The 26,676-nt window shown below is 67.3% G+C and carries 20 protein-coding genes and 2 pseudogenes; 17 read left to right on the forward strand and 5 right to left on the reverse strand.

All coding sequences use genetic code 11. The annotated features are described in order from the left end of the window. Window positions 1-44 precede the first annotated feature (44 nt). From pstS (IMZ29_RS08530) to IMZ29_RS08580, 11 genes and pseudogenes are all read left to right on the forward strand, one after another. Complete coding sequence (pstS, locus tag IMZ29_RS08530; RefSeq protein WP_216182792.1) at window positions 45-1,091, forward strand: phosphate ABC transporter substrate-binding protein PstS; 1,047 nt, start codon at window positions 45-47, stop codon at window positions 1,089-1,091. A 140-nt stretch (window positions 1,092-1,231) separates the two neighbouring features. Then, window positions 1,232-2,274, forward strand: a pseudogene (gene pstS, locus IMZ29_RS08535) (phosphate ABC transporter substrate-binding protein PstS). 89 nt (window positions 2,275-2,363) lie between these two features. Continuing rightward, on the forward strand, window positions 2,364-3,380 hold the full coding sequence (gene pstC / locus IMZ29_RS08540) for a phosphate ABC transporter permease subunit PstC (protein WP_371820178.1): 1,017 nt from the start codon (window positions 2,364-2,366) through the stop codon (window positions 3,378-3,380). Window positions 3,381-3,477: 97 nt separating this feature from the next. Then, on the forward strand, window positions 3,478-4,311 hold the full coding sequence (gene pstA / locus IMZ29_RS08545; RefSeq protein WP_216182796.1) for a phosphate ABC transporter permease PstA: 834 nt from the start codon (window positions 3,478-3,480) through the stop codon (window positions 4,309-4,311). Between the two features lie 30 nt (window positions 4,312-4,341). After that, a complete protein-coding gene (gene pstB, locus IMZ29_RS08550; RefSeq protein ID WP_216182798.1) occupies window positions 4,342-5,112 on the forward strand; it encodes a phosphate ABC transporter ATP-binding protein PstB in 771 nt (256 codons plus the stop codon). A gap of 237 nt (window positions 5,113-5,349) precedes the next feature. After that, window positions 5,350-5,994 (forward strand): peroxiredoxin, encoded by a 645-nt coding sequence (locus tag IMZ29_RS08555; RefSeq protein WP_216182800.1) that lies wholly within the window; start codon window positions 5,350-5,352, stop codon window positions 5,992-5,994. Between the two features lie 195 nt (window positions 5,995-6,189). Next, complete coding sequence (locus tag IMZ29_RS08560; RefSeq protein WP_216182801.1) at window positions 6,190-6,696, forward strand: RDD family protein; 507 nt, start codon at window positions 6,190-6,192, stop codon at window positions 6,694-6,696. Between the two features lie 97 nt (window positions 6,697-6,793). Beyond that, complete coding sequence (locus tag IMZ29_RS08565; protein WP_216182803.1) at window positions 6,794-8,464, forward strand: acetate--CoA ligase; 1,671 nt, start codon at window positions 6,794-6,796, stop codon at window positions 8,462-8,464. 239 nt (window positions 8,465-8,703) lie between these two features. Beyond that, the gene (hslO, locus tag IMZ29_RS08570; protein WP_216182805.1) at window positions 8,704-9,630 is read left to right on the forward strand and encodes an Hsp33 family molecular chaperone HslO; all 927 of its coding nucleotides are present in this window, start codon (window positions 8,704-8,706) and stop codon (window positions 9,628-9,630) included. Window positions 9,631-9,768: 138 nt separating this feature from the next. Further along, window positions 9,769-10,794, forward strand: coding sequence for a TadE/TadG family type IV pilus assembly protein (locus IMZ29_RS08575; RefSeq protein ID WP_216182807.1), 1,026 nt, complete (start codon window positions 9,769-9,771; stop codon window positions 10,792-10,794). Between the two features lie 117 nt (window positions 10,795-10,911). Next, window positions 10,912-11,595: a cytochrome b/b6 domain-containing protein gene (locus IMZ29_RS08580; protein ID WP_216182809.1), complete on the forward strand. Its 684-nt coding sequence runs from the start codon at window positions 10,912-10,914 to the stop codon at window positions 11,593-11,595. A 103-nt stretch (window positions 11,596-11,698) separates the two neighbouring features. Here IMZ29_RS08580 and IMZ29_RS08585 read toward each other — a convergent pair whose 3' ends face one another. Continuing rightward, window positions 11,699-12,154 (reverse strand): c-type cytochrome, encoded by a 456-nt coding sequence (locus IMZ29_RS08585; RefSeq protein WP_216182811.1) that lies wholly within the window; start codon window positions 12,152-12,154, stop codon window positions 11,699-11,701. A 143-nt stretch (window positions 12,155-12,297) separates the two neighbouring features. Then, window positions 12,298-13,674, reverse strand: coding sequence for an adenylosuccinate lyase (purB, locus tag IMZ29_RS08590; protein WP_216182812.1), 1,377 nt, complete (start codon window positions 13,672-13,674; stop codon window positions 12,298-12,300). 185 nt (window positions 13,675-13,859) lie between these two features. On the opposite strand from purB, the gene IMZ29_RS08595 reads away from it, so the two are divergent. Together IMZ29_RS08595 and IMZ29_RS08600 are read left to right on the forward strand one after the other, a co-directional pair. Continuing rightward, window positions 13,860-14,477, forward strand: a complete 618-nt coding sequence (locus IMZ29_RS08595; protein ID WP_216182814.1) for a glutathione S-transferase N-terminal domain-containing protein — start codon at window positions 13,860-13,862, stop codon at window positions 14,475-14,477. An 85-nt stretch (window positions 14,478-14,562) separates the two neighbouring features. After that, window positions 14,563-15,522: a DMT family transporter gene (locus tag IMZ29_RS08600; RefSeq protein ID WP_216182816.1), complete on the forward strand. Its 960-nt coding sequence runs from the start codon at window positions 14,563-14,565 to the stop codon at window positions 15,520-15,522. A 30-nt stretch (window positions 15,523-15,552) separates the two neighbouring features. On the opposite strand, the gene IMZ29_RS08605 is transcribed toward IMZ29_RS08600, so the two are convergent. Continuing rightward, window positions 15,553-16,470, reverse strand: coding sequence for a LysR family transcriptional regulator (locus tag IMZ29_RS08605; protein ID WP_216182818.1), 918 nt, complete (start codon window positions 16,468-16,470; stop codon window positions 15,553-15,555). A gap of 91 nt (window positions 16,471-16,561) precedes the next feature. Between IMZ29_RS08605 and IMZ29_RS08610 the strand changes: the two genes are divergently transcribed. Together IMZ29_RS08610 and IMZ29_RS08615 are read left to right on the forward strand one after the other, a co-directional pair. Continuing rightward, entirely contained in the window at window positions 16,562-18,715 is a 2,154-nt protein-coding gene (locus tag IMZ29_RS08610) for a thiamine pyrophosphate-dependent enzyme (RefSeq protein WP_216182820.1), read from the forward strand. A 14-nt stretch (window positions 18,716-18,729) separates the two neighbouring features. Then, complete coding sequence (locus tag IMZ29_RS08615; RefSeq protein WP_216182822.1) at window positions 18,730-20,337, forward strand: indolepyruvate oxidoreductase subunit beta family protein; 1,608 nt, start codon at window positions 18,730-18,732, stop codon at window positions 20,335-20,337. 133 nt (window positions 20,338-20,470) lie between these two features. Here the strand turns inward: IMZ29_RS08615 and IMZ29_RS08620 are convergent, their stop codons facing one another. Both IMZ29_RS08620 and hrpA read right to left on the reverse strand, forming a co-directional pair. Beyond that, window positions 20,471-20,701: a hypothetical protein gene (locus IMZ29_RS08620; protein ID WP_216182824.1), complete on the reverse strand. Its 231-nt coding sequence runs from the start codon at window positions 20,699-20,701 to the stop codon at window positions 20,471-20,473. 2 nt (window positions 20,702-20,703) lie between these two features. Next, window positions 20,704-24,603 (reverse strand): ATP-dependent RNA helicase HrpA, encoded by a 3,900-nt coding sequence (hrpA, locus tag IMZ29_RS08625; protein WP_371820179.1) that lies wholly within the window; start codon window positions 24,601-24,603, stop codon window positions 20,704-20,706. 123 nt (window positions 24,604-24,726) lie between these two features. Here hrpA and argA point away from each other — a divergent pair. Together argA and IMZ29_RS08635 are read left to right on the forward strand one after the other, a co-directional pair. After that, a pseudogene (argA, locus tag IMZ29_RS08630) lies at window positions 24,727-26,150 on the forward strand (amino-acid N-acetyltransferase). Between the two features lie 109 nt (window positions 26,151-26,259). Next, the gene (locus tag IMZ29_RS08635) at window positions 26,260-26,670 is read left to right on the forward strand and encodes a DUF3830 family protein (protein WP_216182826.1); all 411 of its coding nucleotides are present in this window, start codon (window positions 26,260-26,262) and stop codon (window positions 26,668-26,670) included. The last annotated feature ends 6 nt before the right edge of the window (window positions 26,671-26,676 follow it).

Below are 26,676 nucleotides of genomic sequence, written 5' to 3' on the forward strand. Positions count from 1 at the left end.
ATCCCGGTAGATGGCCTTTCTTGCATGCCAGACCGGGGAGGCCTATGCGCAAACGACGCGGAACACATTGGATGACGGGATGGGCCTTGGCCCTCGCTCTCGCTGCGCCCGTGGGCGCCACGGACATCACGGGTGCCGGTGCCTCGTTTCCGTTTCCGCTCTATGCGCAATGGGCCTCGACCTACCTCGCCCAGACGGGCGAGGCGGTCAATTACCAGTCCATCGGTTCGGGCGGCGGGATCGCCCAGATCAGCAAGCCCACCGTGGACTTCGGCGCCACCGATGCCCCCCTGTCCGCCGAGGAATTGAAGGCGCGGGGCCTGGTGCAGTTTCCGGCCGTCATGGGCGGCACCGTGCCGGTGGTGAATATTCCCGGCGTGAGCGCCGGTGAGCTCAAGCTCACCGGCAGCGAACTCGCCGACATCTTTCTCGGCAAGATCCGCCGCTGGAACGACCCGGTGCTGGTCGCGCGCAATCCGGATCTGAAGCTGCCCGATGCGGACATCCTTGTCGTGCACCGCTCCGACGGCTCGGGCACCACCTATGGCTGGACGCACTATCTCGCCCAGGTGTCTCCTGCCTGGCAGGAGACGGTCGGCGTCGGCAAGGCCGTGAAGTGGCCCGCCGGCCAGGGTGGCAAGGGCAACGAGGGCGTGGCCAACTACGTGCGCCAGTTGCGTCACACGATCGGCTACGTCGAATACGGCTACGCCCGTGAGAACAACCTCACCTACATTCAACTGCAGAACCAGGCCGGTGCCTTCGTGAGCCCCACGCCTGCCTCGTTCGCGGCCGCGGCCGCCAGTGCCGACTGGGCCGGTACGCCAGGCATGGGCGTCATGTTGACGAACCAGCCGGGCGAGGCTTCCTGGCCGCTCGCGGCCGCCACCTTCATCCTGGTGCCCGAAGTGAGCCGCCGCCCCGAGAGCACCCGCTCCGCGCTGCGCTTCTTCGATTGGGCCTTTAAGAACGGCGATCAGGCCGCGGACGACATGCATTACGTCGCCCTGCCCGACACCGTCACCGACCTGGTCCGTGACCGCTGGGCGCAGCAGCTGCGCACGGCGGACGGGCGCACCCTCTGGCCTTGATGACAGTCGCGCCCCCTCAGCCGGGCGCGTTGTCATATTTCTGTCACGTCCCTGTCATGTCCCGGTCATCGCCTCTCGATATTCTGCTCGCGCCAGGCAGGAATCGACCTGCCATCCCCGGGACCACACAGGAATCCTTCATGTTCAAAAGCGTCTTCCGCCAAGTCACCCTCGCGCTGGCCCTCGGTTCGGCCACCATGGTCGCTCATGCCGACATCACCGGCGCCGTGCCTCCTTCCCCTACCCGATCTACGCGCGCTGGGCGGCTGACTATCGCGCCGAGACCGGCAACACCGTGAACTACCAGTCGATCGGCTCGGGCGGCGGCGTCAAGCAGATCATCGCCAAGACCGTGGACTTCGGCGCGACCGACGATCCGATGCCGGGCGAAGACCTCGACAAGAACGGTCTGATGCAATTCCCCGCCGTGATCGGCGGCACCGTGGCCGTGGTCAACCTGGCCGGCGTGGCCCCGGGCCAGTTGAAGCTCACGGGTGACCTGCTCGCCAACATCTACCTGGGCAAGATCAAGAAGTGGAACGATCCCGCCCTGGTCGCCGCCAACCCGGACGTGAAGCTGCCCGACGCCGACATCGTCGTCGTGCACCGTTCGGATGGTTCGGGCACGACCTTCGGCTGGACGAACTACCTGTCCAAGGTCTCGGCCGACTGGAAGAGCACCGTGGGCGAAGGCAAGGCCGTGAAGTGGCCGGTCGGTCAGGGCGGCAAGGGCAACGAAGGCGTGGCCAACTACGTCAAGCAGCTCGCCAACTCGATCGGCTACGTGGAATACGCCTACGCCAAGCAGAACGGCCTCGCGCACACTGCCCTGCAGAATGCCGCCGGCCAGTTCGTGCAACCTGAGTACGAAAGCTTCGCAGCCGCCGCCGCTGGCGCCGACTGGAAGAGCGCCCCGGGCATGGGCGTGGTCCTGACCAACCAGCCGGGTGCGCAATCCTGGCCGGTGACCAGCGCCACGTTCATCCTGGTGCACAAGACCGCCGACAACCCCGCCAAGACGAAGGAAGTCTTCGACTTCTTCAACTGGGCCTTCGCCAAGGGCACCGACTCGGCCCGCGCACTCGACTACGTCGCGCTGCCCGCCGAAGTGACGCAAGCGATCGCCGCCCAGTGGAAGACCGACGTCAAGAGCGCCGACGGCAAGGCCGTGTGGCAGCAGTAATCCTGGTTCACGAGGCTGGGAAGTAGTCAGGGGATGGCGCCTCGAACGGGGCCCATCCCTTGTGTTTGCCAACGGGGAGAATCGGCAAGATGAGTGCAGTCCTTGATACTATGTCCGCGCGTTCGCGACCGGTTACCGAATCCGCGAAGCTTCCCCAATTGGACCCGATGAAGCACAACCGCAATTTTCTGATGGATGCCGCGTTCAAGAACGTCACGCGGCTCTTCGCCTTTCTCGTCTTCGCCCTGCTCGCGGCCATCCTGGCCTCGCTCGTCTGGGGCAGCCGCGACAGCCTGGCCGAATTCGGCTTCGGCTTTCTCTGGTCGGCGGAATGGGATCCGGTCAACGACCAGTACGGCGCGCTCGTGCCGATCTACGGCACGCTGCTCACCTCGGCGATCGCGCTGCTCATCGCCGTGCCGGTCTCCTTCGGCATCGCGCTCTTTCTGACCGAACTCTCGCCGCGCTGGCTGCGTCGCCCGCTCGGCACCGCCATCGAGATGCTGGCGGCCATTCCCTCGATCATCTACGGCATGTGGGGCCTGTTCGTCTTCGTGCCGCTCTTTCAGCGCACGCTGCAACCCTTCATGATCGACACGCTGGGCGCGATCCCCGGCCTGGGTCTGATGTTCCAGGGTCCGCCCTTCGGCATCGGCATCTTCACCGCCGGCATCATCCTCGCCATCATGGTGATCCCGTTCATCACCGCCGTGATGCGCGACGTGTTCGAACTCGTGCCGCCGCTCCTGAAGGAATCGGCCTACGGCCTGGGCGCCACCACCTGGGAAGTCTCGCGCAAGGTCGTGCTGCCCTTCACCCGTGCGGGTGTGGTGGGCGGCATCATGCTCGGCCTAGGCCGCGCCCTGGGCGAGACGATGGCCGTCACCTTCGTGATCGGCAATGCCTACCGCATGAACGGTTCGCTCTTCTCGCCGGGCAACTCGATCGCCTCCTCGCTCGCCAACGAGTTCAACGAGGCGAGCGGGATGCAGATCTCCGCGCTGATCAACCTCGGCCTGATCCTGTTCCTCATCACGACCGTCGTGCTCGCCCTGTCCAAGCTCATGCTGATGCGCCTGGCCCGCAGCGAAGGCGCCAAGTCCTGATCGTCTCCTGGCGCGGTGCCCCAGCCGGGGCGCCGCCGCGTTCGCGCCGCCCTTGCGGCGCCCTCTAGCCAAGATTGCCGCCATGTCGCAAATCCACATGCAAAACCCGATTTACCGGAGACGGCGCATCACCAATCGGGTGATGCTGACGCTGTCCTCGGGCGCCCTGCTGTTCGGGTTGTTCTGGCTGTTCTGGATCATCGCCACCCTGCTCATCAAGGGTGCCGGCTCCCTCTCGCTCACCCTCTTCACCGAGATCACCCCGCCCCCGGGGCAGGCCGGCGGCTTGCTCAACGCGATCGTCGGCAGCGTCATGATGGCGGGCATGGGCGTGATCATCGGCACGCCCATCGGCGTGCTCGCAGGCACCTACCTGGCCGAGTATGGCTCGCGCGGCTGGCTCGCCCCCGCCACGCGCTTCATCAACGACGTGCTGCTCTCGGCACCGTCGATCGTGATTGGTCTCTTCATCTACACCGTGTACGTGGCCCAGGTCGGTCACTATTCCGGCTGGGCGGGCTCGATCGCGCTGTCGATCATCGTGATCCCGGTGGTGGTGCGCACCACCGACGACATGTTGAAGCTCGTGCCCAACAGCCTGCGCGAGGCCACCGCCGCGCTGGGCTGCCCCAAGTACAAGATGATCACCATGGTGTGCTATCGCGCCGCCATGTCCGGCATCATCACCGGCGTGCTGCTCGCCGTGGCGCGCATCGCGGGCGAGACCGCCCCGCTCATGTTCACGGCGCTGTCCAATCAGTTCATGTCCACCAACATGAACCAGCCGCTCGCCAACCTGCCCATGGTGATCTTCCAGTACGCCGCGAGCCCCTTCCCCGACTGGCAGACGCTGGCCTGGGCGGGTGCTGCCCTCATCACGCTGTTCGTGCTGGCGATCAACATCACCGCCCGCACCCTGTTCCGCAAGTAAATCGCGTCCGGCATCGAACCAGGAAACGCCATGCAAAGCACTGACATCCAGAACAAGCTCGAGATCCGCGACCTGAACTTCTACTACGGCAAGTTCCACGCGCTGCGCAACGTGAACATGTCGATCCGCGAAAAGCACGTCACCGCCTTCATCGGCCCGTCGGGCTGCGGCAAGTCGACGCTGCTGCGCACCTTCAATCGCATGTTCGAGCTCTACCCCGGCCAGCGCGCCGAAGGCGAGATCCGCATGGACGGCGAGAATCTGCTCACCTCCAAGCGCGACATCTCGCTCATCCGTGCCCAGGTCGGCATGGTGTTCCAGAAGCCGACCCCCTTCCCCATGAGCATCTACGACAACATCGCCTTCGGGGTGCGTCTCTTCGAAAAGCTCGGCAAGGTCGACATGGACGAGCGCGTCGAGTGGGCGCTCACCAAGGCGGCGCTCTGGAACGAAGTGAAGGACAAGTTGCACCAGAACGGCAATTCGCTCTCGGGCGGCCAGCAGCAGCGCCTGTGCATCGCGCGCGGCGTGGCCATCAAGCCGCAGGTGCTGCTGCTCGACGAGCCCTGCTCGGCGCTCGACCCGATCTCCACGGCCAAGGTCGAGGAGCTCATCGCCGAGCTGAAGAACGACTACACCGTCGTCATCGTGACCCACAACATGCAACAGGCCGCCCGCTGCTCGGATTTCACGGCCTACATGTACCTGGGTGAACTCATCGAGTTCGGTGAGACCGACCAGATCTTCGTCAAGCCCAAGAACAAGGCGACGGAAGACTACATCACCGGTCGCTTCGGCTGATCGCGCGCGCCATGCGATGATGCACACGGGGCCCTCTGGGGCCCCGTGGCGCATTCCAGGATGACTTCGACGGCGCGTTCGTGGTGCGTACGGGATGGAACCGCATCCACACTGCCACCCATGAGCTAATAACAGGAAGTTATATGGTTTTGCTTCAACCCTGGCAGTAGCGCATAATGGCTCGTCATGCCGCGTCCGACATTCCGCACGCGGCCCCTTAACCCACTGGAGGACGACATGGCAACGCTGCGTCTGGGCGATACCGCCCCTGATTTCGAGCAGGATTCCTCGCAAGGCAAGATCCGCTTCCACGACTACCTGGGCAACAGCTGGGGCGTGCTCTTCTCGCACCCCGCGGATTTCACCCCGGTCTGCACGACGGAGCTCGGCTACACGGCCAAGCTCGCCGACGAGTTCGCCAAGCGCAATGTGAAGGTGCTGGCGCTGTCGGTCGATCCGGTGGATTCGCACCAGAAGTGGATCGGCGACATCGACGAGACCCAGAACACCCGCGTGAACTTCCCGATCCTGGCCGACGCCGATCGCAAGGTGGCCGATCTCTACGACATGATCCACCCCAACGCCAGCGCCACGGCCACGGTGCGCTCGGTGTTCGTGATCGATCCTGCCAAGAAGGTCCGGCTCACGCTCACCTACCCGGCCAGCACGGGGCGCAACTTCAACGAGCTCCTGCGCGTGATCGATTCGCTGCAGCTCACCGACAGCCATAGCGTGGCCACGCCGGCCAACTGGGAAGACGGCCAGGACGTGATCATCGTTCCTTCGCTGAAGGATCCGGAAGAGCTCAAGCGCAAGTTCCCCAAGGGCTACACCGAGGTCAAGCCCTACCTGCGCGTGACGCCCCAGCCCAACAAGCCGTGAGCCTGGCGGCCTGAGCGCCGCCTGCACCACGCCAACGCGGCCCGGACACCCCTGCGGTGTACGGGCCGCGTCGCCTCGTGGGTGACGTGCTGACGCCTCCACGCGCATCACAGCTGCCCAGTGAGGGGCTATGCTGGCTTTCCCTGAGTCATTGGCCCCCCTCGTCCCCCCACGCATGGGTTATGGTTACCCCCCATGCAAACACCCGTAGCTCCCGCTTCCCCGGCCCCGCTCGTCAGCCGCCGCCGTCGCTTCGCCTGCATGCTCTACGAGGCAGTGCTGCTCTTCGCTGTGGTGTTCCTGGCCGACTATCTCTTCGATACGCTCACGCAGAGCACCCACGCGCTCATGTTCCGCCCCGGGCGCCAGGCGTGGCTCTTCCTCGCCATCGGCGCGTACTTCGTGATCTCGTGGCGCTACGGGCAGACCTTGCCCATGAAGACCTGGCACATCCGTCTGGTCGACAAGGCAGGCGCCATCCCGACGGTCGGGGTGCGCATGGCGCGCTACGCTCTCGCGTGGCTGCCCGTGCTGGCCGGCGCCGCCCTCGTCTGGGCCGGTCGCCAGGTGACGGGCTGGCCCGCCGTCTTCTCGCTGATCGTCTTCGCCCCCATGGCTGTGTTCGTCTGGTCCTGGTTCGATCGTGACGGCCTCTTCCTGCACGACCGCCTGCTCGGCACCCGCCTCGTGTCGACGCGCTGAAACGGCGCTCACACCCGGTTGCGGGTGGGCCGTTGCAGGGTATTGCGATTCCTCGCGCGCTAGGCAATGATGGTGGCTTGTACGGCGGGAAGCAACAATGAAGAACCTCTCCCAGTACCAGGCGTTGTACAGCGAGTACCGCTGGCTCGTGCCGACGCGATTCAACGTGGCCGACGTCTGCTGCAGACGCTGGGCCACCAGCGCTGCGGATACCCGCCGCATCGCCATCTATACCGAAGACGCCCAGGGCGCGCGCGACATCTGGACCTTCGAGCGGCTGTTCCAGACAGCCAACCGGCTCTCGCACGGCCTGGCCCGCATGGGCGTAAGGCCCGGCGATCGTGTCGCCGTCCTGCTCGGGCCGGGCGGCGAAGCTGCCGCGGCGCACATGGGCATCTATCAGCTCGGTGCCGTCTGCGTGCCCTTGTCGCCCTCGCTGGCGCCGGAGGCGCTGGAGTGGCGGCTTCGCGATTGCGAAGCCCGGGTGGCCATCCTGGGCGAAGCCGCCCAGCCGAGCCTCGCGGCCATTCTGCATCGCTGCCCGGCGCTCACCCAGCTCATTGGCGTGGGATTTGCCGATGAGCGCACGCTGGCCTGGCGCAGCCTGCTCGCCCGGCAGGAAGACGAGTTCACGCCGGTCGACACACTCGCCACCGATCCTGCGCTGTTACTCTATACCGGCGGCACCACCGGTGCGCCCAAGGGCGTCCTGCATGCCCATGCCAGCCTGATCGGCGCGCTGCCCGGCTTCGTCGCCGCGCACGACTGGTTCCCCCATGCCGGCGACTCGATCTGGACGCCAGCGGACTGGTCCTGGAGCCCGGGGCTCTTCGGCGCGCTGCTGCCCGCCCTGTATTTCGCGCGTCCCGTCCTGGCCGTGCAGGGCCGCATCGGCGCCGAGCGGGCCTTCGACGTTCTCGCCCGATACCGCATCACCAACGCGCTCATCGCGCCCGCCCTGTTGCGCGCCATGATGCGGGTGGATCCGCCGCCCGCACCGCCCCCCGTGCTGCGCAGCCTGGTCACGACCGGCGAGCCGCTGGATCCTGCCGTGCTCGCCTGGGCGGAGTCCCGCCTGGGCGTGCTGCCCAACGAAGTCTATGGCCAGAGCGAAGCCCATCTGCTCATCGGCAACAGCCGCCACAAGTGGCCGGTGCGGCCCGGCAGCATGGGCCTGGCGTTCCCCGGGCACCAGGTCGCGGTGATCGACGAGGCAGGGCAATGCCTCCCACCCGGAGAGATCGGCGAGCTCGCCGTGCATCGCCGGGATGTGGAAGGCGACGACGACCCGGCGCTCATGCTCGGCTATTGGCGCGGCGAAGCCGCCACGGCGGCGCGTTTCACCCAGGACTGGTGGCGCACGGGCGATCTCGCGCGTCAGGACGAAGAAGGGTACTTCTGGTACGAAGGCCGCGCGGACGACGTGTTTCGCGTGGGCGAGCACCGAATCGGGCCCGGCTCCATCGAAAGCTGGTTGCGTCGCCACCCGGCCGTGGCCAACGCCGTGATCGTACCCAAGCCAGACGTTTCCGCCGGGGCGATCGTCAAGGCCTATGTCGTGCTGACCGAACCCTACATCGGCCAGGCACCCAGCTACCTGCTCGAAACCCTGCAGACCCATGCGCGCGAACGGCTCGCGCCCTACGAGCACCCGGGCGAGATCGAATTCGTCGACAACCTGCCGATGACCTCGGCCGGCACCGTGCAGCGCAATGTGCTGCGCCAGCGTGAGCGCGACCGGGCGGCGCGGCGACGCGCCCGCCCCTGAGGCCGGACGTTTCCGGCGGCACTGCGTCCCACGCAGTCCCCCCACGGGGCATGGCAGCACCAGCAGGTAGAATGACCTGTGAATCCGTGGCCGCCGGGGCAAGAACATGGCCCGCGCGGCGCTTTCCGGTTGCGGCCTCTGGCCCCGGAAGCCATCTTGTCGTGCGGCCACCCGCCCCCATCTAGACCGTATTGCCGTCTTGCCGCCGCTTTTGCACGGCCGGCACACTTCTATCCGACATGTCAGACCAACTCACCAAATACCTGTTCGCCGATCGCTCGGTGCGTCTGCAAACCGTCGAGCTCGACACTGCCTGGCAAGCCATGCAGCAGGGCCACGACTATCCGCCCGCCATCGGCCGCCTCCTCGGCGAGTTGGTCGCTGCCAGCCTGCTGCTGTCGGCCAATCTGAAATTCGACGGCACGCTCGCGCTCCAGCTCCAGGGCGACGGCGATGCTCGCCTGATCGTGGTCGAGTGCCGCTCGAACCTCGACGTGCGCGCCACCGTCAAGCTGCGTGAGGATGCCGTCGTGGCTGACGATGCCGGCCTGCAGGCGCTCGTCAATCCCGGTGGCACCGGCCGCTTCACCGTTGTGCTCGACCCCCAGCACCGCCAGCCAAGCCAGGTGCCCTACCAGGGCATCGTGCCGCTGGTGGGCGAGACGGTGGCGGAGGTGCTTGAACACTACATGGCGAGCTCCGAGCAGTTGCAGACGCGCCTCTGGCTGGCCGCCGATCTCGAGCGCAGCACGGGACTGCTGCTGCAGCGCCTGCCAAATGACGGCGGCAAGGAAAAGACGGCCGAGGACGACCCGGACGAGACCTGGAATCGCACGCTGCATCTGGCCGAGACGCTCAAGCGCGAGGAAATGCTCGAGAACGCAGCCCCAACGCTGGTGCATCGTCTCTTCTGGCAAGAGGAGCTGACGGCCTTCGAGCCCATGCCTGCGCGCTTTCACTGCCCCTGCAGCCGCGAGAAGGTCGCCAACGTGCTGCGCGTGCTGGGTCAGCCGGAAGTCGAAGAGATCCTGGCCGAATCCGGCGAGGTGAAAGTCAAGTGCGACTATTGCCTCACGGCGTATCGGTTCGATCCGGTGGACTGTGCCGAGGTGTTCGCCAGCAACGATCCGGTGTCGGTACGACACAAGAGTGGCAACACGCACTGACATTTTTTCATCACCAGAGGCGCGGCCTTGCTCCATGCGGGCTCGCGCAAGGTGTCCGCAGGTAGTCCCCAGCGTTATGCACAGGTTGCGGGGATAACTTTCTGGATGCTTCTAGCCGCCACGTACGTGGCGGCTCGCATGGCAGAGACCGCCCATCTGCGCCAGACTGCAGGCCTTTCCCTGCCATCGTCGCGCATCGTGTCCAGATTCCATCGCCACCGCGGCGCGGCCGCGACCGAGACGCTGCTCATCGCCGTGCCCCTCTTTCTGACGGGTCTGGGTACCGTCGAGGCGGCCCGTTGGTGGGGCGTGCGCCAGGCCGTGGGGCTGGCCGTGATGGAAGCCGCGCGCGAGGGGAGCACGTCCGGCGCCGATAGCGCCGCCATCGGCTCGGCCATGGCCCGTGCCCTCCTGCCCCTCGTTGCCAGGGACGCGTCCCCCGTAGGACTCGCCGAAGGCGAGGCCCGACAACGCGACACGGCAGCCCGGCTGTCCGTAGTCGGGCTGTCCGAATGGGAGATCCGCGTCATCAGCCCACGGCGGGCACACTTCGAGGATTTTGGCCGCGCGGCCGCCGGAGGCCGCGAATTGCCCGACACCTACCAGGCGGAACGCCACCGGGGTGAGTTAGGTCATGGCACACGTCGTGGCGCTGGTGCGGCTTCGGGCGACACGATCTTCGCCGCCAATACCTTGGTGCTGGAGGCCACCTACCTGCATGCGCCGCTCGTGCCCGGCGTGAGCGCCTTGCTACGCGGCCTCGGTCAGGCCGCGCCCGCGGGCCTTGCCGGCGACGGCATGCGGCGCGCGGGCTTCCTGCCCATGACGATGCGCGTGAGTCTGCCCATGCAGACACCCGCCCGCGAGGCCGCGGCGGGTGCTGTCATCCGGCCGGCAGCATTGGCGTCGCCATCGCCGGTGCCCGTACCGGTGGCCGGCACCGGGGCCTGCGCCGGTCTGTGGTGCCCTCCGTCAGGTGGCACCCTGCCGCCATCTCCACCCACGGGTGCTCCTCCGCCAGCAAGCGCCACCCCCACCCTGCCCTGGGAGCCCCCCGTCTCGGGTGGGGCTTCGCCCGGCACGCCGCCCGCCCCACTACCGGGCGCTGAGGACGGCTGCGGCGTGGTCCTGTGCTGCCCTGGCGGCGCGACCCTACCGGCCTGAGCCGCGTTCGTTAGGCGGGTATCACCGCGTCGTGCGGCCCCGGCCATGGCACGAGGCTCACGTCTGCTATCGTCTGCACCGACACTCTGCCGTCGATATCGTCTTCTGGAGATGCCCGTGTCCGTGACCAAGACCACCGTGCGGGTGTGGGATCTGCCCACCCGCCTCTTTCACTGGCTGCTCGCCCTCTGTTTCGTCGGCTCGTTCGTCACCGTGAAGACGGGCGGGTTCTGGATGGATTACCACCTGTGGTTCGGCTATGCGACGCTCGCGTTGCTGCTGTTCCGACTGGTGTGGGGTGTGGTGGGGCCCGAGCATGCGCGCTTTCACCGCTTCCTGCGCGGGCCGGCGGCCGTCGTGGACTATGTTCGAGGACGTCAGCCAGGCGGTGCGGGCCATTCGCCGCTAGGCGCCCTGTCTGTCGTCGCGATGCTCCTTGCCTTGTCGGTGCAGGCTGTCTCCGGGCTTTTCGCCGACGACGGCATCTTCACCGCAGGGCCGCTCGCAACGACGGTGAGCGCCGCGGCGTCGGACACGCTCACCGCCATCCACCAGACCGGAGAGCCTATCCTTCTCGTGCTCATCGGTCTGCACCTGCTCGCCATCGTCTGGTATACCGTCGTGCGTCGTCGCAGCATCGTCAAGGCCATGGTGACGGGTGACAAGCCCGCCGCGCAGGTGCCTGAGCGCACGCCGCCCACGCCGGACGACGCCAGTGTGCGCGCACGGGCCTTGATCGTGGCGGCCATGGCGGCCGGCCTCGTCTATCTCATCGTTCGCCAGGGAGGAGGCTTCGCGTAGGCGGCACGCCGGCTACACGGCATCGTTCGAGGGAACGCGCTACGCGACGATCGCACGTAGCACAGGATGCCGCCGACGCCATCGAGGCGCCGGGGCGCCAACATCAGCGGCGCTGACGGTAGCTGTCGTGACAGGCCTTGCAGCTGTTGGCGACGTCGCTGTAGGCCGCGCGGATGGAGTCGAAATCCGCACTGCCCGAGACCTGCACCAGGCGGCCCATGCTGGCCTCCAGATCCTTGGCGGCCTGCTGGAACTTGGCCGAATCCTTCCAGACTTCCGGGCGGGCGTTGCCACCCTCAGTGCCCTCGCCAAAGCCCTTCCAGGGCAAGGCGGACAAGGTGCGCAGCACGGCGATCTCCTGCTGCGCCTGCTCGGCATTGAACGGTACGCGGCCGCGCATCATGGGGGCGAGACCACCGAAATGCGCGCCCAGCAGCTTCAGGGCCGACTGCCGATAGGCAATGGCGTCTTCGGGTTTCTCGAACTGCGGTTGCGCGAGCGCGGCCGTACAGGGCAGGGCCAGCGCAAAGCACGCCAGGGCCTTGGCGAATCGGGTCATGCGGTTCTCCTGGTCTCGGAACGATGGAGTGTCGGCAACAGGGGCAGGACACTACGGCCCCCGGGGAAAGTTACAGGGTTTGCCGGATACCAGCAATGCGAAAGACGCGTGCGGCCCAGGGCCAGGCACGCGCCCTTCGTCGCTCAGCGCGCCCGTGCGAGCTTGACGGCCAGTCCGAGATAGCTGCGCGGCGTCATGTCGAGAAGACGCTGGCGGGCATCCGCCGGCAGGTCCAGGCCCGTGATGAATTCGCGCAGGGCCTCCTGCGTGATGCCCTTGCCGCGCGTGAGCGCCTTGAGTTGCTCGTAAGGTTGCGGCAGACCATAGCGGCGCATCACGGTCTGCACCGGCTCGGCCAGCACTTCCCAGCAGTTGTCCAGGTCCGCGTCGATGGCTTGTGCGTTGAGCTCAAGCTTGCCCAGGCCGCGCTGGCACGCATCGTAGGCCACCAGGCAGTAGCCCAAGGCCACGCCGAGGTTGCGCAGCACCGTGGAATCGGTGAGGTCGCGTTGCCAGCGCGAGATCGGCAGCTTGTCCGACAGGTGACGCAGGGTGGCGTTGGCCAGGCCCAGGTTGCCTTCGGAGTTCTCGAAGTCGATCGGGTTGACCTTGTGTGGCATGGTCGAGGAGCCGACCTCGCCTTCCTTCAGACGCTGCTTGAAGTAGCCCATCGCGATGTAGCCCCACACATCGCGGTTCAGGTCCAGCAGGATGACGTTGGCGCGTGCCACGGCATCGAAGAGCTCGGCCATCCAGTCATGCGGCTCGATCTGGATGGTGTGGCGGTTCTGCGTGAGGCCCAGGCTCTTCAGCACGCCGTCCGACAGCGCTTCCCAATCGATCTCGGGATAGGCCGACAGGTGGGCGTTGAAGTTGCCCGTCGCACCGTTCATCTTGGCGAGCGGCGTGACACCAGCGATGACATCGATCGCGCGCTTCAGACGCACGGCCACGTTGGCGAATTCCTTGCCCATCGTGGAGGGCGTGGCCGGCTGGCCATGCGTGCGCGAGAGCAGCGGCTGCTCGGCGAAGGCGTCGGCGAGCTCTTCCAGGCGGGCGTGCAGGGCGCGCAGGGCGGGCAGCACGACCTCGTCGCGCGCAGCACCCAGCATCAGCGCATGCGAGGTGTTGTTGATGTCTTCCGAGGTGCAGGCGAAGTGGATGAACTCGGCCGCCGCGGCGAGCTCGGCGTGGCCTGCCACGCGCTCCTTCATCCAGTACTCCACGGCCTTGACGTCGTGGTTGGTGACCCGCTCGATATCCTTGATGCGGGCGGCATCGTCTTCCGAGAAGCCGTCGACCAGGGCGTCCAGCGCGGCCACGGCGTCGGCGCTGAAGGCCGGGAGCTCGGGCAGGCCGGCAGCGGCCAGGCCCTTGAGCCAGGCTGCCTCGACGATGACACGGTGATGCATGAAGCCCGCCTCCGAGAGCAGCGGGCGCAGGGCCTGCCCGCGGCCGGCATAACGCCCGTCCAGCGGTGACAAGGCATTCAGGGTGGTCGGCTGGGACGAGATCTGCATGGCGTAAGGGCTGGTAAATAAAGAAAAAATTTTAGCACTGCGACGGCCGGTGGAGCCCCCTGCCCGGTGCTATACTCCGTGCGCCCTGCCGTGCCGCCGAGCGGGGGCCCGCCTGCCCTGCCTTTTCCGGCCGCCGCCTGGCGGCTCCGCGGCGCGCCCCGTACGCTTCCCTGGTCTCCGTTGTCATGAAACTGATCGGCTCGCTCTCCAGCCCCTACGTGCGCAAGGCACGCATCGTCCTGGCCGAAAAGAAGCTCGAGTGCGAGCTCGTGCTGGAGAACGTCTGGGCGGCTGACAGCACGATCCAGGCGTCCAATCCGCTCGGCAAGGTGCCCTGTCTCGTCATGGACGACGGCAACTGCCTCTTCGATTCGCGCGTCATCGTCGAGTATCTCGACACGCTGTCGCCGGTGAGCCGCCTGCTGCCCGCCGCCGGGCGCGAACGCCTGGACGTGAAGTGGTGGGAAGCGCTCGCCGACGGCGTGCTCGACGCCTGCGTCCTCATGCGCCTGGAAGACACGCAGCGCACGCCCGAGCAGCGCAGCCAAGCGTGGGTGGATCGCCAGCGCGGCAAGATCGAGGCTGCCCTGCCGCTCATGGAGCGCACCCTGGGCGAGCGCAACTTCTGCGTCGGCCAGCACACCAGCAACTACACCCTTGCCGACGTGGCGGTGGGCTGTGCCCTGGGCTACCTGGATTTCCGCTTCCCGGACATCGTCTGGCGCGACGCCAATCCCCAGCTCACGCGGCTCTACGACAAGCTGATGCAGCGCGCGTCGTTCGCCGACACCGTGCCGGCCTGATCCGAAGCCTGGGCGGTCCTTGCGCCCGCCCTCACGGGCAATCACGCATTGATTCTTCGGCCCACCTGGGCCGATAGTACGGACCATGACGCTGACCCGATATTCCACGCACGCCGGCCTGATCGGCATGGCTGCGCTATGGGGTGCCTCGTGGCCCTGGGGCCGTACCGTGGCGCAATCGATGCCCCCACTCACCGCCGCGTGCGTGCGCTTTCTGATGGCCAGCGTCGTGCTGCTGCTCTGGCTCTGGCAACGCCAGGGCCTGGGTTCGCTGCGCCGGCTCACGCCCCGGCAGTGGGTGGGCCTGAGCGGCGCCGCGTTCGCCGGGGTGCTGGGCTACTCCACGTGCTTTCTGCTCGCGCTGCAGACCCTGCCGGCCGGCAAGGCCGTGATCGTCGTGGCACTCAACCCGGTGGTCACGCTGGCCTTCGCCGTGCTGCTCTTCCGTGAGCGGATCAACGGGATCATGGGCATCGGCGTGGTCATGGCGGTGGCGGGCGCCACGTACACACTGAGCGGGGGCTCCCTGGCGGCACTGCTGCCGGGCGGGGCCGGCATGGGCGAGCTCCTCGTGCTGGGTTGCGTGCTCTGCTGGGTGCTGTACACGCTCATCGGGCGTGTGGTGCTGACCTCGCTGGATTCGCTCACCACCACCACGCTGACCGCCATCCTGGGCGCGGGCTTTCTGCTGGTGGCAAGCCTGATGTTCGAAGGCATCTCGGCGTGGACAGGCCTCGTACACGCGCCCGCCAATGCGTGGTACAGCGTCGCTGCGCTCGCCTTTGGCGGCACCACCCTTGCCTATGCCTGGTACCTGCACGGCGTCAAAGTCCTGGGTGCGGGCTCGGCCGCCGCGTACATCGCCCTCGTGCCGGTCTTCGGCGTGCTCAGTTCGAACCTGTGGCTGAACGAGCCGCTCAGCGCCGCTCTGGTGGTGGGGGGACTTCTCGCCATTGGTGGCATGGCCGTGATGCACTGGGGACGACAGGCCCTCGAGGGATCGGCAGGCGTGTCGACGGCGTCAGCTCCCGGACGTCGACACTGACGCACTGCCGATCGCGCCTGCGCAGCGGCCTCACGGCGCGAACGCCGGCGCCACGCGCGAGGTGCGCACCATCAGCTCGCGCAGCCACCGATTCACCGGATCCGTCTCTGCGCGCGCACTCCAGTGCATCGACACCAGGAAATCCTGGTGCGGCAGACGCGGCTCCAGCATCGCGAAATCGCCCTGCGCGGCAAACCCGCGGGCAATGTTGCGCGGCATCAGCACGGCGAGATCCGAGGTGCGCACGAGTGAGGGCGTGACGAGAAAGTGCTCGGTCACGAGCCGGATCCGCTGCTCCAGGCGCAGCAACGCGAGGATCCGGGTGGATTCGGAATGCCCACGCACCACCACGTACTCCAGGCGTGCCATCAGCCGCGGCGCCGCCCGGCCCGCCACCGCGCCCTGCGCGAGCGGGTGTCCCGCGCGCAGCACCACCACATAGCGGTCCTCGAAGAGCGGCTGCGAGCGCGTGCCGGTCACACCGGGCAGAAATCCCATCGCCAGGTCGAGCCGGCCGGCGTCGAGCGCATCGGCGATCTGACCGGGATCGAGCTGAAACGTCTCCAGCCGCATGCCAGGGGCGACCCGACTCAGCTCGGCCATCAGCGGCGGCAGAAAGGAGCCCTCCCCGATGTCGCTCATGTGAAAGCGCAATGTTCGCTGCGACTTGGCGGGATCGAACACCTGGGCGGCGGTGAGCACACGCTCGAGCTGGGCGAGCGCCTCGCGCACCACCGGCGCGAGCTCATCGGCCCGCGGCGTGGGCTGCACCCCGCCCGGCGCCCGCACGAAGAGCGCGTCGCGCACCAACAGGCGCAAGCGCGTGAGAGCGTGGCTGGCCGCCGGCTGGGTCAGGCCCACGGCTTCCGCTGCCCGGCTCACGCTGCGCAGGCGATAGACCGCGTCGAACACCCGCAGCAGGTTGAGATCGATGTCGTTGATATGCATGGTCTGCATATAGCATAGACGGAATATTGCATTGCCATATATTGGCCTCGCCCGCAGACTGTCGCCCTCAAACGATAAAAAGGAGGGGACGATGGAAGTCTCGTTCAGCAAACAGGTGCAGGCGCTGCGCTACGGCGCGGGCGACGTGTTCCATGGCGAGGGCATCCTCGCCATCACCAAGGCGCTGCTGCAATCCGGCGTGGCCTACGTGGGCGGCTATCAGGGCGCGCCCGTGTCGCACCTGCTGGACGTGATGGTGCAGGCCAAGCCCTACATGGACGAACTCGGCGTGCACGTGGAGGCCTGTTCGAACGAGGCCTCGGCCGCCGCCATGCTGGGTGCCTCGATCCATTACCCCCTGCGCGGGGCCGTTACCTGGAAGTCCATAGTCGGCACCAACGTCGCGGCCGACGCACTCTCCAATCTGTCGTCCCCGGGCGTCAAGGGCGGCGCGCTGATCGTCGTCGGCGAGGATTATGGCGAAGGCGCGAGCGTGATCCAGGAGCGCACGCACGCCTTCGCGTTGAAGTCCTCCATGATCATGCTGGACCCGCGCCCGGATCTGGCCGTCATGGTGCGCATGGTCGAGGAAGGCTTTCGCCTGTCCGAGACCTCCAACATGCCGGCCATCCTGGAGCTGCGCATCCGCGCCTGTCACGTACGCGGCAGCTTCGTGTGCAAGGACAATCTGCCCCCGCCCGTCTCCACCCGCCAGCTGATCGACGAGCCCGCGGGCTTCGACTACGACCGCCTCGCGCACCCGCCCGTCACCTTCCGCCATGAGAAGCTGAAAGTCGAGGAACGCATTCCGGCGGCGCGCCGCTACATCGCCGAACACCAGCTCAACGAGCACTGGGCGGGCGACGGCGGCGACCTGGGCATCATCGTGCAGGGCGGCATCACGAACACGCTCCTGCGCACGCTGCAGCAGTTCGGCCTGGCCGACGCGTTCGGCGAGCCGACGCTGCCCACGCTGGTGCTCAACGTGACCTTTCCGCTGGTGCCGGAGGAGATCGCCGACTTCTGCCTGGGCAAGCGGGCTGTGCTCGTGGTGGAAGAAGGCCAGCCGGAATACATCGAGCAGGAGATTGCCACGCTCTTGCGCCGGCGTGACATCAACACCGCGCTGCACGGCAAGGACGTGTTGCCCGCCGTGGGCGAATGCTCGGTCGAAGGTCTAACGGGCGGCATGACCGCCTTCCTTGCGAAGTATCGTCCGCAGGCCATGCCGGAGTCCGTCGCCGCCTGGCGCGATGGCCTGGCGAGCGCACGCAAGCTCGCGGCCGACACGCTCGAAGCCCCGCTGCCGGCGCGCCCGCCGGGCTTTTGCGTGGGCTGTCCGGAACGGCCCGTGTTCGCCGCGCTCAAACTCGCGCAGCAGAACGTCGGGCCCGTGCACGTCGCGGCGGACATCGGCTGCCACGCCCTGGGCACTTTCGAGCCGTTCTCGTCCGGGCACTCGATCCTGGGCTATGGCATGAGTCTGGCGAGCCGCGCGGGCGTGTCTCCCATGATGCAACGCCGCGTGCTGTCCATCATGGGCGATGGCGGCTTCTGGCACAACGGCCTGCTCACCGGCGTGCAGTCCGCCCTCTTCAACGAAGACGACGCCGTGCTGCTCATCTTCAAGAACGGCTACACCTCGGCCACCGGCACGCAGGAGATCATCTCCACGCCGGACGAGGAGATCCGTCTGGCCGCGGACGACAAGCAGCAAAGCCTGGTGCACAAGAACCAGACCATTGAAGGGACATTGAAGGGCATGGGCGTGCAGTGGATGCGCACGGTGCACACGTATCACGTGGACCGCATGCGCCAGACGCTGCAGGAGGCCTTCACCACGAACTTCTCCGGCCTGAAGGTGATCATCGCCGAAGGCGAATGCCAGCTCGAGCGCCAGCGGCGCTTGAAGCCCTGGGTGGCGGGTCTGCTCAAGAAGGGCAAGCGCGTCGTGCGCGTGAAGTATGGCGTGGACGAGGACGTGTGCAATGGCGACCACGCCTGTATCCGGCTTTCCGGCTGCCCCACCCTCACGCTGAAGGACAACCCGGACCCGCTCAAGGTGGACCCGGTCGCCACCGTGATCGACGGCTGCGTGGGCTGCGGCCTGTGCGGCGCGAACGCCCACGCGGCCACGCTGTGCCCGTCCTTCTATCGTGCCGAAGTCATCCAGAACCCGCGCTGGCACGAACGCCTGCTGCACAGCGTGCGCCAGGCCATCGTGCGCCGCCTGCAAACCGCCTGACCGAGGACGCTGACATGAACACTTCCGTCTCCACCCTGCGTCCCACCACCCTGCTTCTGTGCGCCCTGGGCGGCGAAGGCGGCGGCGTGCTGGCCGAATGGCTCATCGACACGGCCATCGCCACGGGCTACCCCGCGCAGAGCACGTCCGTGCCGGGCGTGGCCCAGCGCACGGGCGCCACCACGTACTACGTCGAAGTCTTCCCCGTGCACCAGGACAAGCTCGCCGGCAAGCGCCCGGTGTTCAGCCTGAACCCCGTGCCCGGCACCCTGGACATGCTGGTCTCGTCCGAGTTGCTCGAAACCGCGCGCCAGGTCGGCAATGGCTTTGCCTCGCCGGATCGCACGCTGCTGATCTCATCGTCGTCGCGCGCGCTGACCACCGCCGAGCGCATGGTGATGGGCGACGGCCGCGTCGACGATGCGCGCCTGATGGACGTCATCCGCCGGCTTTCGCGCGAACACCACGTCTTCGACATGGCCCAGGTCGCCCAGCGCAGCGGCACGGTCATCAGCGCCGTGATGTTCGGCGCGATTGCCGCGAGCGGCGTGCTGCCCTTCTCGCGCGAGGCCTGTGAAGCCACGATCCGCCAGGGCGGCCGCGGCGTCGAGGCCAGCCTGCGCGGCTTCGGGCAGGCCTACGACATCGTGGCCGGCTCGCGCGCCCAGGGCAGCCTCGTCGAACACATCCTTGCCGATGACACCGATGACGTGCCACCCCCCGCCCTCTTGCCGCCCGAGGCATCCGCCTTCCCCCCGTCCACGCACGCCATGCTGGGGGCCGGCTACGCCCGCGTCTGCGATTACCAGAACACCGCCTACGGCCAGTTGTACCTGGCACGCCTCGGTCGCATCCTGGAAGCCGAGCGTGCCGCCGATCCGGCCGGCGCCCACGGTTTTGCCACCACACGCGAAGCCGCCCGCTATCTGGCCTTGTGGATGGCCTTCGACGACGTGGTGCGCGTGGCGCATCTCAAGAGCCGCGCCGGCCGTGCGCGCCGCGTGCGCGACGAAGTGCGGGCGGGCGAGGACGACATCGTGCGCGTGTATGACCACTTCAAGCCCGGCATTCCTGAGTTCGCAGGGCTGCTGCCGGCAGGACTGGCGCAGCGCCTCCTGCGCTGGGATCGCCAGCGTCAGGCCAAAGGCCGGGATCCGTGGTCCATGCCGCTCAAGATTGGCGCGCACAGCGTGCGCGGCCTGCTCGCCTTGCGCATGCTGGCTGCGACGCGCGGTCTGCGCCGATTCGGCAGCCGCTACGCGCAGGAGCAGCAGATGATCGAACGCTGGGTCGATGCCGTCGTCGCCACGACGCGTCAGCACTGGCGCACGGGCAACGAAGTGGCGCTGGTCGGCCGCCTCATCAAGGGCTACGGCACCACCAACGACCGCGCCAAGGACAACCTGCTGCATGTGCTCGAGCACCTGGTGCCGGCGCCCTTCCCCACGCCCGACGATCGCGCGCAGGCGATTGCGGACGCGCGCAATGCCGCGCTCACCGATGAGGCCGGCAAGGCGCTGGACGCCACGCTGATGCGTCACGGCGCGCCTGCACGCCCCATGAAGGAAGTGCCGGTGCGCTGGGTGAAGCGACAGCCGGCCCAGGAGAAAAAGGCGGCGTGATGCCCGACGCGCAAGGGCGCGCGTGACCAGGGGTCACCCGGTCGCGCGCGCCCTTGTGTGCACCGTCAAACGACCTGCACCCACGTGAAAACGCGGCTCGGACGAGCCGCGTTTTCACAAGGGGCGGACGCGCTCAGGCCAACCCGATAAAGCTCAGGATGGCAACGACGATGACGACCAGGCCGACGATGTAGACGATCGAGTTCATGGAGTGGGTTCCTTGTGCTTGTTGAAAAAAGGCCGAATCGTGCCAGGCGCTGGTGGCGTCGAAAGTCGATGCCACCAGCGATGGAACGGTTGGGTAGCACATAACGGGCCCGGCCCCGCACAGGTTCAATAGCGCCGCTGTGATGCGCGCTGTCACGGCTATCGCTGCAACGCCTGCCAGGCCTTGTCCAGCCGCTTGACCGACACCGGCATGGGCGTGCGCAGCTCCTGCGCAAAAAGCGCCACGCGCAGCTCCTCGAGCAGCCAGCGAAAGTCTGCCAGCGCTGCATCGGGCACACCCTTGCGGGCCGCGATCTCGCGTTGGAACTTCGTGGCAAGCGGTGCCATCTCGGCCATCAGACGGGCATCGCGCGCCGGGTCGGCACGCAGCTTGTCGATGCGCGCGATGATGCCTTTCAGGTAACGTGGGTAGTGCGCGAGCTGCGCGTGGGGCGTCTCGCGCAGAAAGCGCTTGCCCATGAGTCCGCGCAACTGCTGCTCGATGTCGGCGTGCGTGGCCGGGTGCGGCCGCGCCTGCACGAGCTTGCGCGTGACCGCATTCCACTCGGTGAGCACCGTCTGCGCGAGCCGAGACACTTCCTGAGCCAGCAGACCCAGTCGCCCACGGCCCTCTTCCGCCCGCCTGGCGAAGGCATCTGCCGTGGTGGGCAGCGGCTCCATCAGGCAGGCAGCGTCCACGGCCGCATCGATGATCTGGTCGCGCAGCTCTTCCTGCGTGCCCAGCGGCATGAAGAGCATGCTCATCTGGGTGAGACCGGGCAGGTTCTTCTCCAGGAACTTGACCTGGTCCTTCAGCGCGAGACGGAAGAGCCGCAGCAGGCCGCCCCGATGCCGGCGTGCGGCCTCGCCCGGATCATCGAAGACGTCCAGATCGCAATGCGTGCCGCGATCCACCAGCGCCGGGTAGCCGAACACGGTCTGACCGCCGCGCTTGATCTCCAGCAGCTCGGGCAGCTCGCCAAAGCTCCAGCTGGTGATGTTCTCGTGCGCGAGCGCCTTGGCAGCACCCCGATCCTTGGCCGCCACCTGCTGGAACGTGGCCTGGGCCTCGCGGCCGTGCTCGGCGCGCAGTTGGGCGAGGTTGCGGCCCATGGAGAGCATGCGGCCATGCTCGTCCACCAGCCGGAAGTTCATGAAGAGATGGGCGGGCAGCGTCTCGGGCTTGAAGTCTGCCGGCGCGACCCGGATCTGCGTCTGCTGCCGGATGTCGTCGATCAGGGTATCGATCAGGCCTCGCGTCGGCTCACGCGCCGTCTCAAAATGCCGGTCGTGAAACCCGGCCGCGTAATCGGGCAGCGGCACGCAGTGCCGGCGCAGCTTCTGCGGCAAGGATTTCAGGAGCAGGTGCACCTTTTCCTTGAGCATCCCTGGCACCAGCCATTCCGCGCGGGCCGGGTCGATCTGGTTAAGGGCGTACAACGGCACGGTGAGCGTCACCCCGTCGCGCGGCGAACCCGGCTCGAAGTGGTAGTCCAGCGTCATGGAGACGCCCTGCCACTGCATGGACTTGGGGAACACGTCCGTGGTGACGCCGGCAGCCTCATGCCGCATCAGCTCATCGCGGGAGAGGTAGAGCAGGCGGGACGCCTTTCGGGATCGGTCATCGCTGCCCTGCGCGGGCACGGCGGCCGGCTCGCCCGCTGCGGCCTCGCCGCGACGTCCGGGTCCCTGTGCGCGTTCGCTGCGCGCCTCCGTGGCCTTCGCGTACCACTTCTCCAGCGTCGCCACGCTGAACACGTCCGCCGGCACGTGGCCGTCGTAGAAGGCGTACATCAGCTCTTCGTCAACCAGAATGTCGGGCCGGCGCGTTTTGTGCTCGAGCTTCTCGATGTCCGCGATGAGCTTGCGGTTGTGCGCGACGAAGGGCAGGCGCGTGTCGAGGTCCCCGGGCACGAGCGCATCGCGGATGAAGATCTCGCGGGCGCGCACCGGATCCAGGCGCCCGTACTGCACGCGGCGGCCGGTGTAGATCGTAAGGCCGTAGAGCGTGCCGCGCTCGCTCGCCACGACGTTGCCGGTCTTCTTCTCCCAGCGCGGATCCGACCAGTTGCGTTGCAACAGATGGCCCGCCACCCGCTCGATCCACGTCGGCTCGATCTTTGCCACGCAGCGCGCATAGAGCCGCGTCGTCTCGACGAGTTCGCCTGCCACCACCCAGCGCCCGGCCTTCTTGACCAGCCGCGAGCCCGGGTGGATGAAGAAGCGGATCCCTCGCGCACCCAGGTAGTGCGGCGCATCCTCGGCCTTGGTGCCGATGTTGCCGAGCAGGCCCGAGAGCAGCGCCAGATGGATCTGCTCGACGGAGCCCGGCGCTTCGTTCACGCGCCAGCCGGCGCTGCCCACGACAGAAGCGAGCTGGCTGTGCACGTCGTGCCATTCGCGCAGGCGCAACGGCGACAGGAAGCGCTCGCGCAATTGTGCCCACAATTTTCGCTGGGACTGCTTGTGCGCGACCTGCTCGTGATACCAGGTCCAGAGCTTCAGGAACGACAGGAACTCCGAGCGCTCGTCGGCAAAGGCCGCATGCGCGGCGTCGGCGGCCTCCTGGGCCTGCATGGGCCGGTCGCGCGGATCCTGTACGGACAGCGCCGCCGCGATGATGAGGATCTCCGAGAGGCAGTGCTGATCGCGCGCGGCGAGGATCATGCGCGCGATGCGCGGATCCACCGGCAGGCGGGCCAGCTCCCGGCCCACGGGCGTGAGCGCGTTCGCGCCATCGATGGCGCCCAGCTCATGCAGCAGGTGGTAGCCGTCGGCAATCGCGCGCCCGGGCGGCGCCTCCACGAAGGGAAACTCTTCGATGTCATTGAGCCGCAGCGACTTCATCCGCAGGATGACGGACGCGAGCGACGAGCGCAGGATCTCGGGATCCGTGAATTCCGAACGCGCGAGGAAGTCGGCTTCCGAATACAGCCGGATGCACACGCCTGGCCCCAAGCGCCCGCAGCGGCCCGCGCGCTGGTTGGCCGAGGCCCGGCTGATCGGCTCGACGCGCAGCTGCTCCACCTTGTTGCGCCACGAGTACCGCTTGACTCGCGCGACGCCGGTGTCCACCACGAAGCGGATGCCCGGCACAGTGAGCGAGGTCTCGGCCACGTTGGTGGCCAACACGACGCGCCGGCCACTGCCCTTCGGGTGGAAGACGGCTTCCTGCTCGGCCTGAGACAGACGGGCGTAGAGCGGCAGGATCTCCGTGCCCGGCGGATGGTGTTTGCGCAGGGCCTCGGCGGCCTCGCGGATCTCGCGCTCGCCGGGCAGGAAGACCAGGACGTCGCCGGGGCCGTGACGCGCGCACTCGTTCACCGCATCGCAGATCGCGTCGGTCAGATCGCGCTCGTCGTCGCGCTCATTGCGTTCGCGGCCCGATTTGACAGGCTCGGCACCGTCCGGCGGCGCATCCGGCTCGATGGGGCGATAGCGCATCTCCACCGGGTACAGCCGACCCGAAACCTCGATGACAGGCGCAGGCGCGGATGCCGTCCCGAAATGCCGGGAGAAGCGCTCGGCATCGATTGTGGCCGAGGTGATGATGAGCTTCAGATCCGGCCGCCGCGGGAGCAGCTGCTTCAGATAGCCCAGGAGGAAATCGATGTTCAGGCTGCGCTCATGGGCCTCGTCGATGATGATGGTGTCGTATGCACGCAACATCGGATCGCGCTGCGATTCCGCGAGCAGGATGCCGTCGGTCATGAGCTTGACCGAGGCGCCCGGGTGGGTGCGATCATTGAACCGCACCTGGTAGCCCACTACCTCGCCAAAGGGCGTGTTCAGCTCCTGGGCCACGCGCTTGGCCACCGAGGTCGCCGCCAGGCGGCGCGGCTGCGTGTGGCCGATCATGCCGCGCTCACCGCGCCCGAGGGTGAGGCAGATCTTAGGCAACTGGGTGGTCTTGCCCGAGCCCGTCTCGCCGCTCACGATGACGACTTGGTGCGCGGCGATGGCGCGTGCAATCTCCTCGCGACGGGCGCTGACAGGCAGCTCGTCGGGGAAGGTGATGGGCGGATAGGGGTTGCGCGTGCGCGCGGGGCTCGGTTTCACGCAGAAAGAAAGAGGCAGCGTCTGGCTAACCCACCATTATAGGAAACCCCGCAGCGCGTAAAATGCGCTTCGCGCGCGCCCGCGCCGCCGGCTCGCGCCCTCACAACCCCTTGCGCCTCCGACATGACCGACACGCCTCACCCTGAAGAGCCCCCCGACGCCCCCGCAGTCGCTGCCGACACCCCTGCCACGCCCGAATCGTCCGACGCGGCTGATACCCCCGAACTCGAGCTGGCCGTCACCTCCCCTGCGCAATTCGTGCGCTGGTTCCGGGAAGTGGCACCGTATGTGCACGCCTTTGGCGGCAAGACCTTCGTCATCGCCTTTGGCGGCGAACTCGTCCAGGCGGGTGCCCTCAATAGCCTGGTGCAGGATCTGTCACTCCTGAGCGCGCTGGGTATCCGGCTCGTGCTCGTGCACGGCTCGCGCCCGCAGGTCAACGAGCAGCTGCGCCTGAAAGGCATCACTCAGCAGTTCGACCGCGGGCTTCGCGTGACCGACGCCGCCGCGCTCGAATGCGCGAAGGAAGCCGCCGGCGAGATCATGCTGGACATCGAGGCCGCCTTCAGCCAGGGGTTGCCGAATACTCCTATGTCGCACGCCCGCATTCGCGTGCTCACCGGCAACTTCGTCACCGCCCGCCCCGTGGGCGTGATCGACGGGGTGGATTACCGGCACACCGGCACCGTGCGCAAGATCGACACGGAAGCGCTGCGCTTTGCCGTCGATCACGGCTCGGTGGTGCTCATGTCGCCGCTGGGCTTCTCGCCGACGGGCGAAGCCTTCAACCTCGCCATGGAAGAGCTCGCCACGCGCGTGGCCGTGTCCCTGCGCGCGGAGAAGCTCATCTTCCTGACGGAGACGGCCGGCGTGCGCGACGACGACGGCAGCATCGACACCGAACTCGCCCGGGTGGATGCCGATCGCCTGCTGCAGCAGGACGTGCTGGACGAGGATACGGCCTACTTCCTGCAGCACGCCTCGCGGGCGGTCAAGCAGGGCGTGGCGCGTGCCCATCTGCTGCCCTTCTCGCTCGACGGCAGCATCCTGCTCGAGATCTTCACCCACGATGGCGTGGGCACGATGGTGGTCGAGGACACCCTGGATGACCTGCGACCCGCCGCCGTGGACGATGTCGGCGCCATCCTGCAGCTCATCGAGCCCCTGGAGCAGGACGGCACGCTGGTACCGCGCGGACGCCATGCGATCGAGCGTGACGTCGAGAAATTCTGGGTGGCCGAGCACGACGGCATCATCTACGGCTGCGCCTCGTTGCACATCTGGCCCGACGAGCGCATGGCCGAGATGGGTTGCTTCACCATTCATCCGGACTGGGCCGGCGAAGGCGAAGGCGAGAAGCTCCTGCGCCATATCGAGGCGCGTGCCCGCGCGAGCGCGTGCGCAAGCTCTTCGTGCTCACGACCCGCACCGCGCACTGGTTCATCAAGCGCGGCTTCGTGCAAGGCGCGATCAGCGATCTGCCGCGCGAGAAGCAGGCCGTGGTCAACCGTGCGCGCAACAGCATGGTGTTCATCAAGCGGCTGTGAGCAAGGTTGCGTTGCCCCGGCGGCAACGCAACCGTGGCGCAAAGCCACCAGACCGGGGCGGCGGACGATGGGACACTGTCGTTTTCGTCTGCCCTGCCCCGCCATCCTCATGCCTCGCATTCGCATCACGGCCGCCGGCCACACCTTCATCGCCGAAACGCATCCCGACGCGCCCGAGACGGTCGCCGCCTTCCTGCGGCTGCTGCCCTACCGCGAGCGGCTCATCCACGTGCGCTGGAGCGGTGAAGGCTGCTGGATTCCGATGGGTGAATTCGACCTGGGCGTCGAGTACGAGAACCACACCAGTCATCCGTCCGTGGGCGACGTGCTCTTCTACCCGGGCGGCTACAGCGAGACGGAGATCATCCTCGCCTACGGTGCCTGCTCGTTCTCGAGCAAGATGGGCCAGCTCGCCGGCAACCACTTCCTCACCATCGTCGAGGGCAAGGAGCACCTGCGCGCGCTCGGCACGAAGGTGTTGTGGGAAGGTGCACAGGACGTCTGCTTCGAAGCGATCTGAGGCCGG

The sequence above is a fragment of the Verticiella alkaliphila genome (genome assembly GCF_018904615.1).
GTDB classification, from domain to species: Bacteria; Pseudomonadota; Gammaproteobacteria; order Burkholderiales; family Burkholderiaceae_B; genus Verticiella; species Verticiella alkaliphila.

What these genes read in the sequence shown, in the direction of transcription:
- pstS (WP_216182792.1), top strand. Translation starts at nt 45, where the DNA reads ATGCGCAAACGACGCGGAACACATTGGATGACGGGATGGGCCTTGGCC.
- hslO (WP_216182805.1), top strand. Translation starts at nt 8,704, where the DNA reads ATGTCAGACCAACTCACCAAATACCTGTTCGCCGATCGCTCGGTGCGT.
- purB (WP_216182812.1), bottom strand. Translation starts at nt 13,674, where the DNA reads ATGCAGATCTCGTCCCAGCCGACCACCCTGAATGCCTTGTCACCGCTG.
- IMZ29_RS08585 (WP_216182811.1), bottom strand. Translation starts at nt 12,154, where the DNA reads ATGACCCGATTCGCCAAGGCCCTGGCGTGCTTTGCGCTGGCCCTGCCC.
- IMZ29_RS08575 (WP_216182807.1), top strand. Translation starts at nt 9,769, where the DNA reads ATGGCAGAGACCGCCCATCTGCGCCAGACTGCAGGCCTTTCCCTGCCA.
- IMZ29_RS08600 (WP_216182816.1), top strand. Translation starts at nt 14,563, where the DNA reads ATGACGCTGACCCGATATTCCACGCACGCCGGCCTGATCGGCATGGCT.
- IMZ29_RS08605 (WP_216182818.1), bottom strand. Translation starts at nt 16,470, where the DNA reads ATGCATATCAACGACATCGATCTCAACCTGCTGCGGGTGTTCGACGCG.
- pstA (WP_216182796.1), top strand. Translation starts at nt 3,478, where the DNA reads ATGCAAAACCCGATTTACCGGAGACGGCGCATCACCAATCGGGTGATG.
- IMZ29_RS08560 (WP_216182801.1), top strand. Translation starts at nt 6,190, where the DNA reads ATGCAAACACCCGTAGCTCCCGCTTCCCCGGCCCCGCTCGTCAGCCGC.
- IMZ29_RS08615 (WP_216182822.1), top strand. Translation starts at nt 18,730, where the DNA reads ATGAACACTTCCGTCTCCACCCTGCGTCCCACCACCCTGCTTCTGTGC.
- IMZ29_RS08635 (WP_216182826.1), top strand. Translation starts at nt 26,260, where the DNA reads ATGCCTCGCATTCGCATCACGGCCGCCGGCCACACCTTCATCGCCGAA.
- IMZ29_RS08610 (WP_216182820.1), top strand. Translation starts at nt 16,562, where the DNA reads ATGGAAGTCTCGTTCAGCAAACAGGTGCAGGCGCTGCGCTACGGCGCG.
- pstB (WP_216182798.1), top strand. Translation starts at nt 4,342, where the DNA reads ATGCAAAGCACTGACATCCAGAACAAGCTCGAGATCCGCGACCTGAAC.
- IMZ29_RS08595 (WP_216182814.1), top strand. Translation starts at nt 13,860, where the DNA reads ATGAAACTGATCGGCTCGCTCTCCAGCCCCTACGTGCGCAAGGCACGC.
- pstC (WP_371820178.1), top strand. Translation starts at nt 2,364, where the DNA reads ATGAGTGCAGTCCTTGATACTATGTCCGCGCGTTCGCGACCGGTTACC.
- IMZ29_RS08555 (WP_216182800.1), top strand. Translation starts at nt 5,350, where the DNA reads ATGGCAACGCTGCGTCTGGGCGATACCGCCCCTGATTTCGAGCAGGAT.
- IMZ29_RS08565 (WP_216182803.1), top strand. Translation starts at nt 6,794, where the DNA reads ATGAAGAACCTCTCCCAGTACCAGGCGTTGTACAGCGAGTACCGCTGG.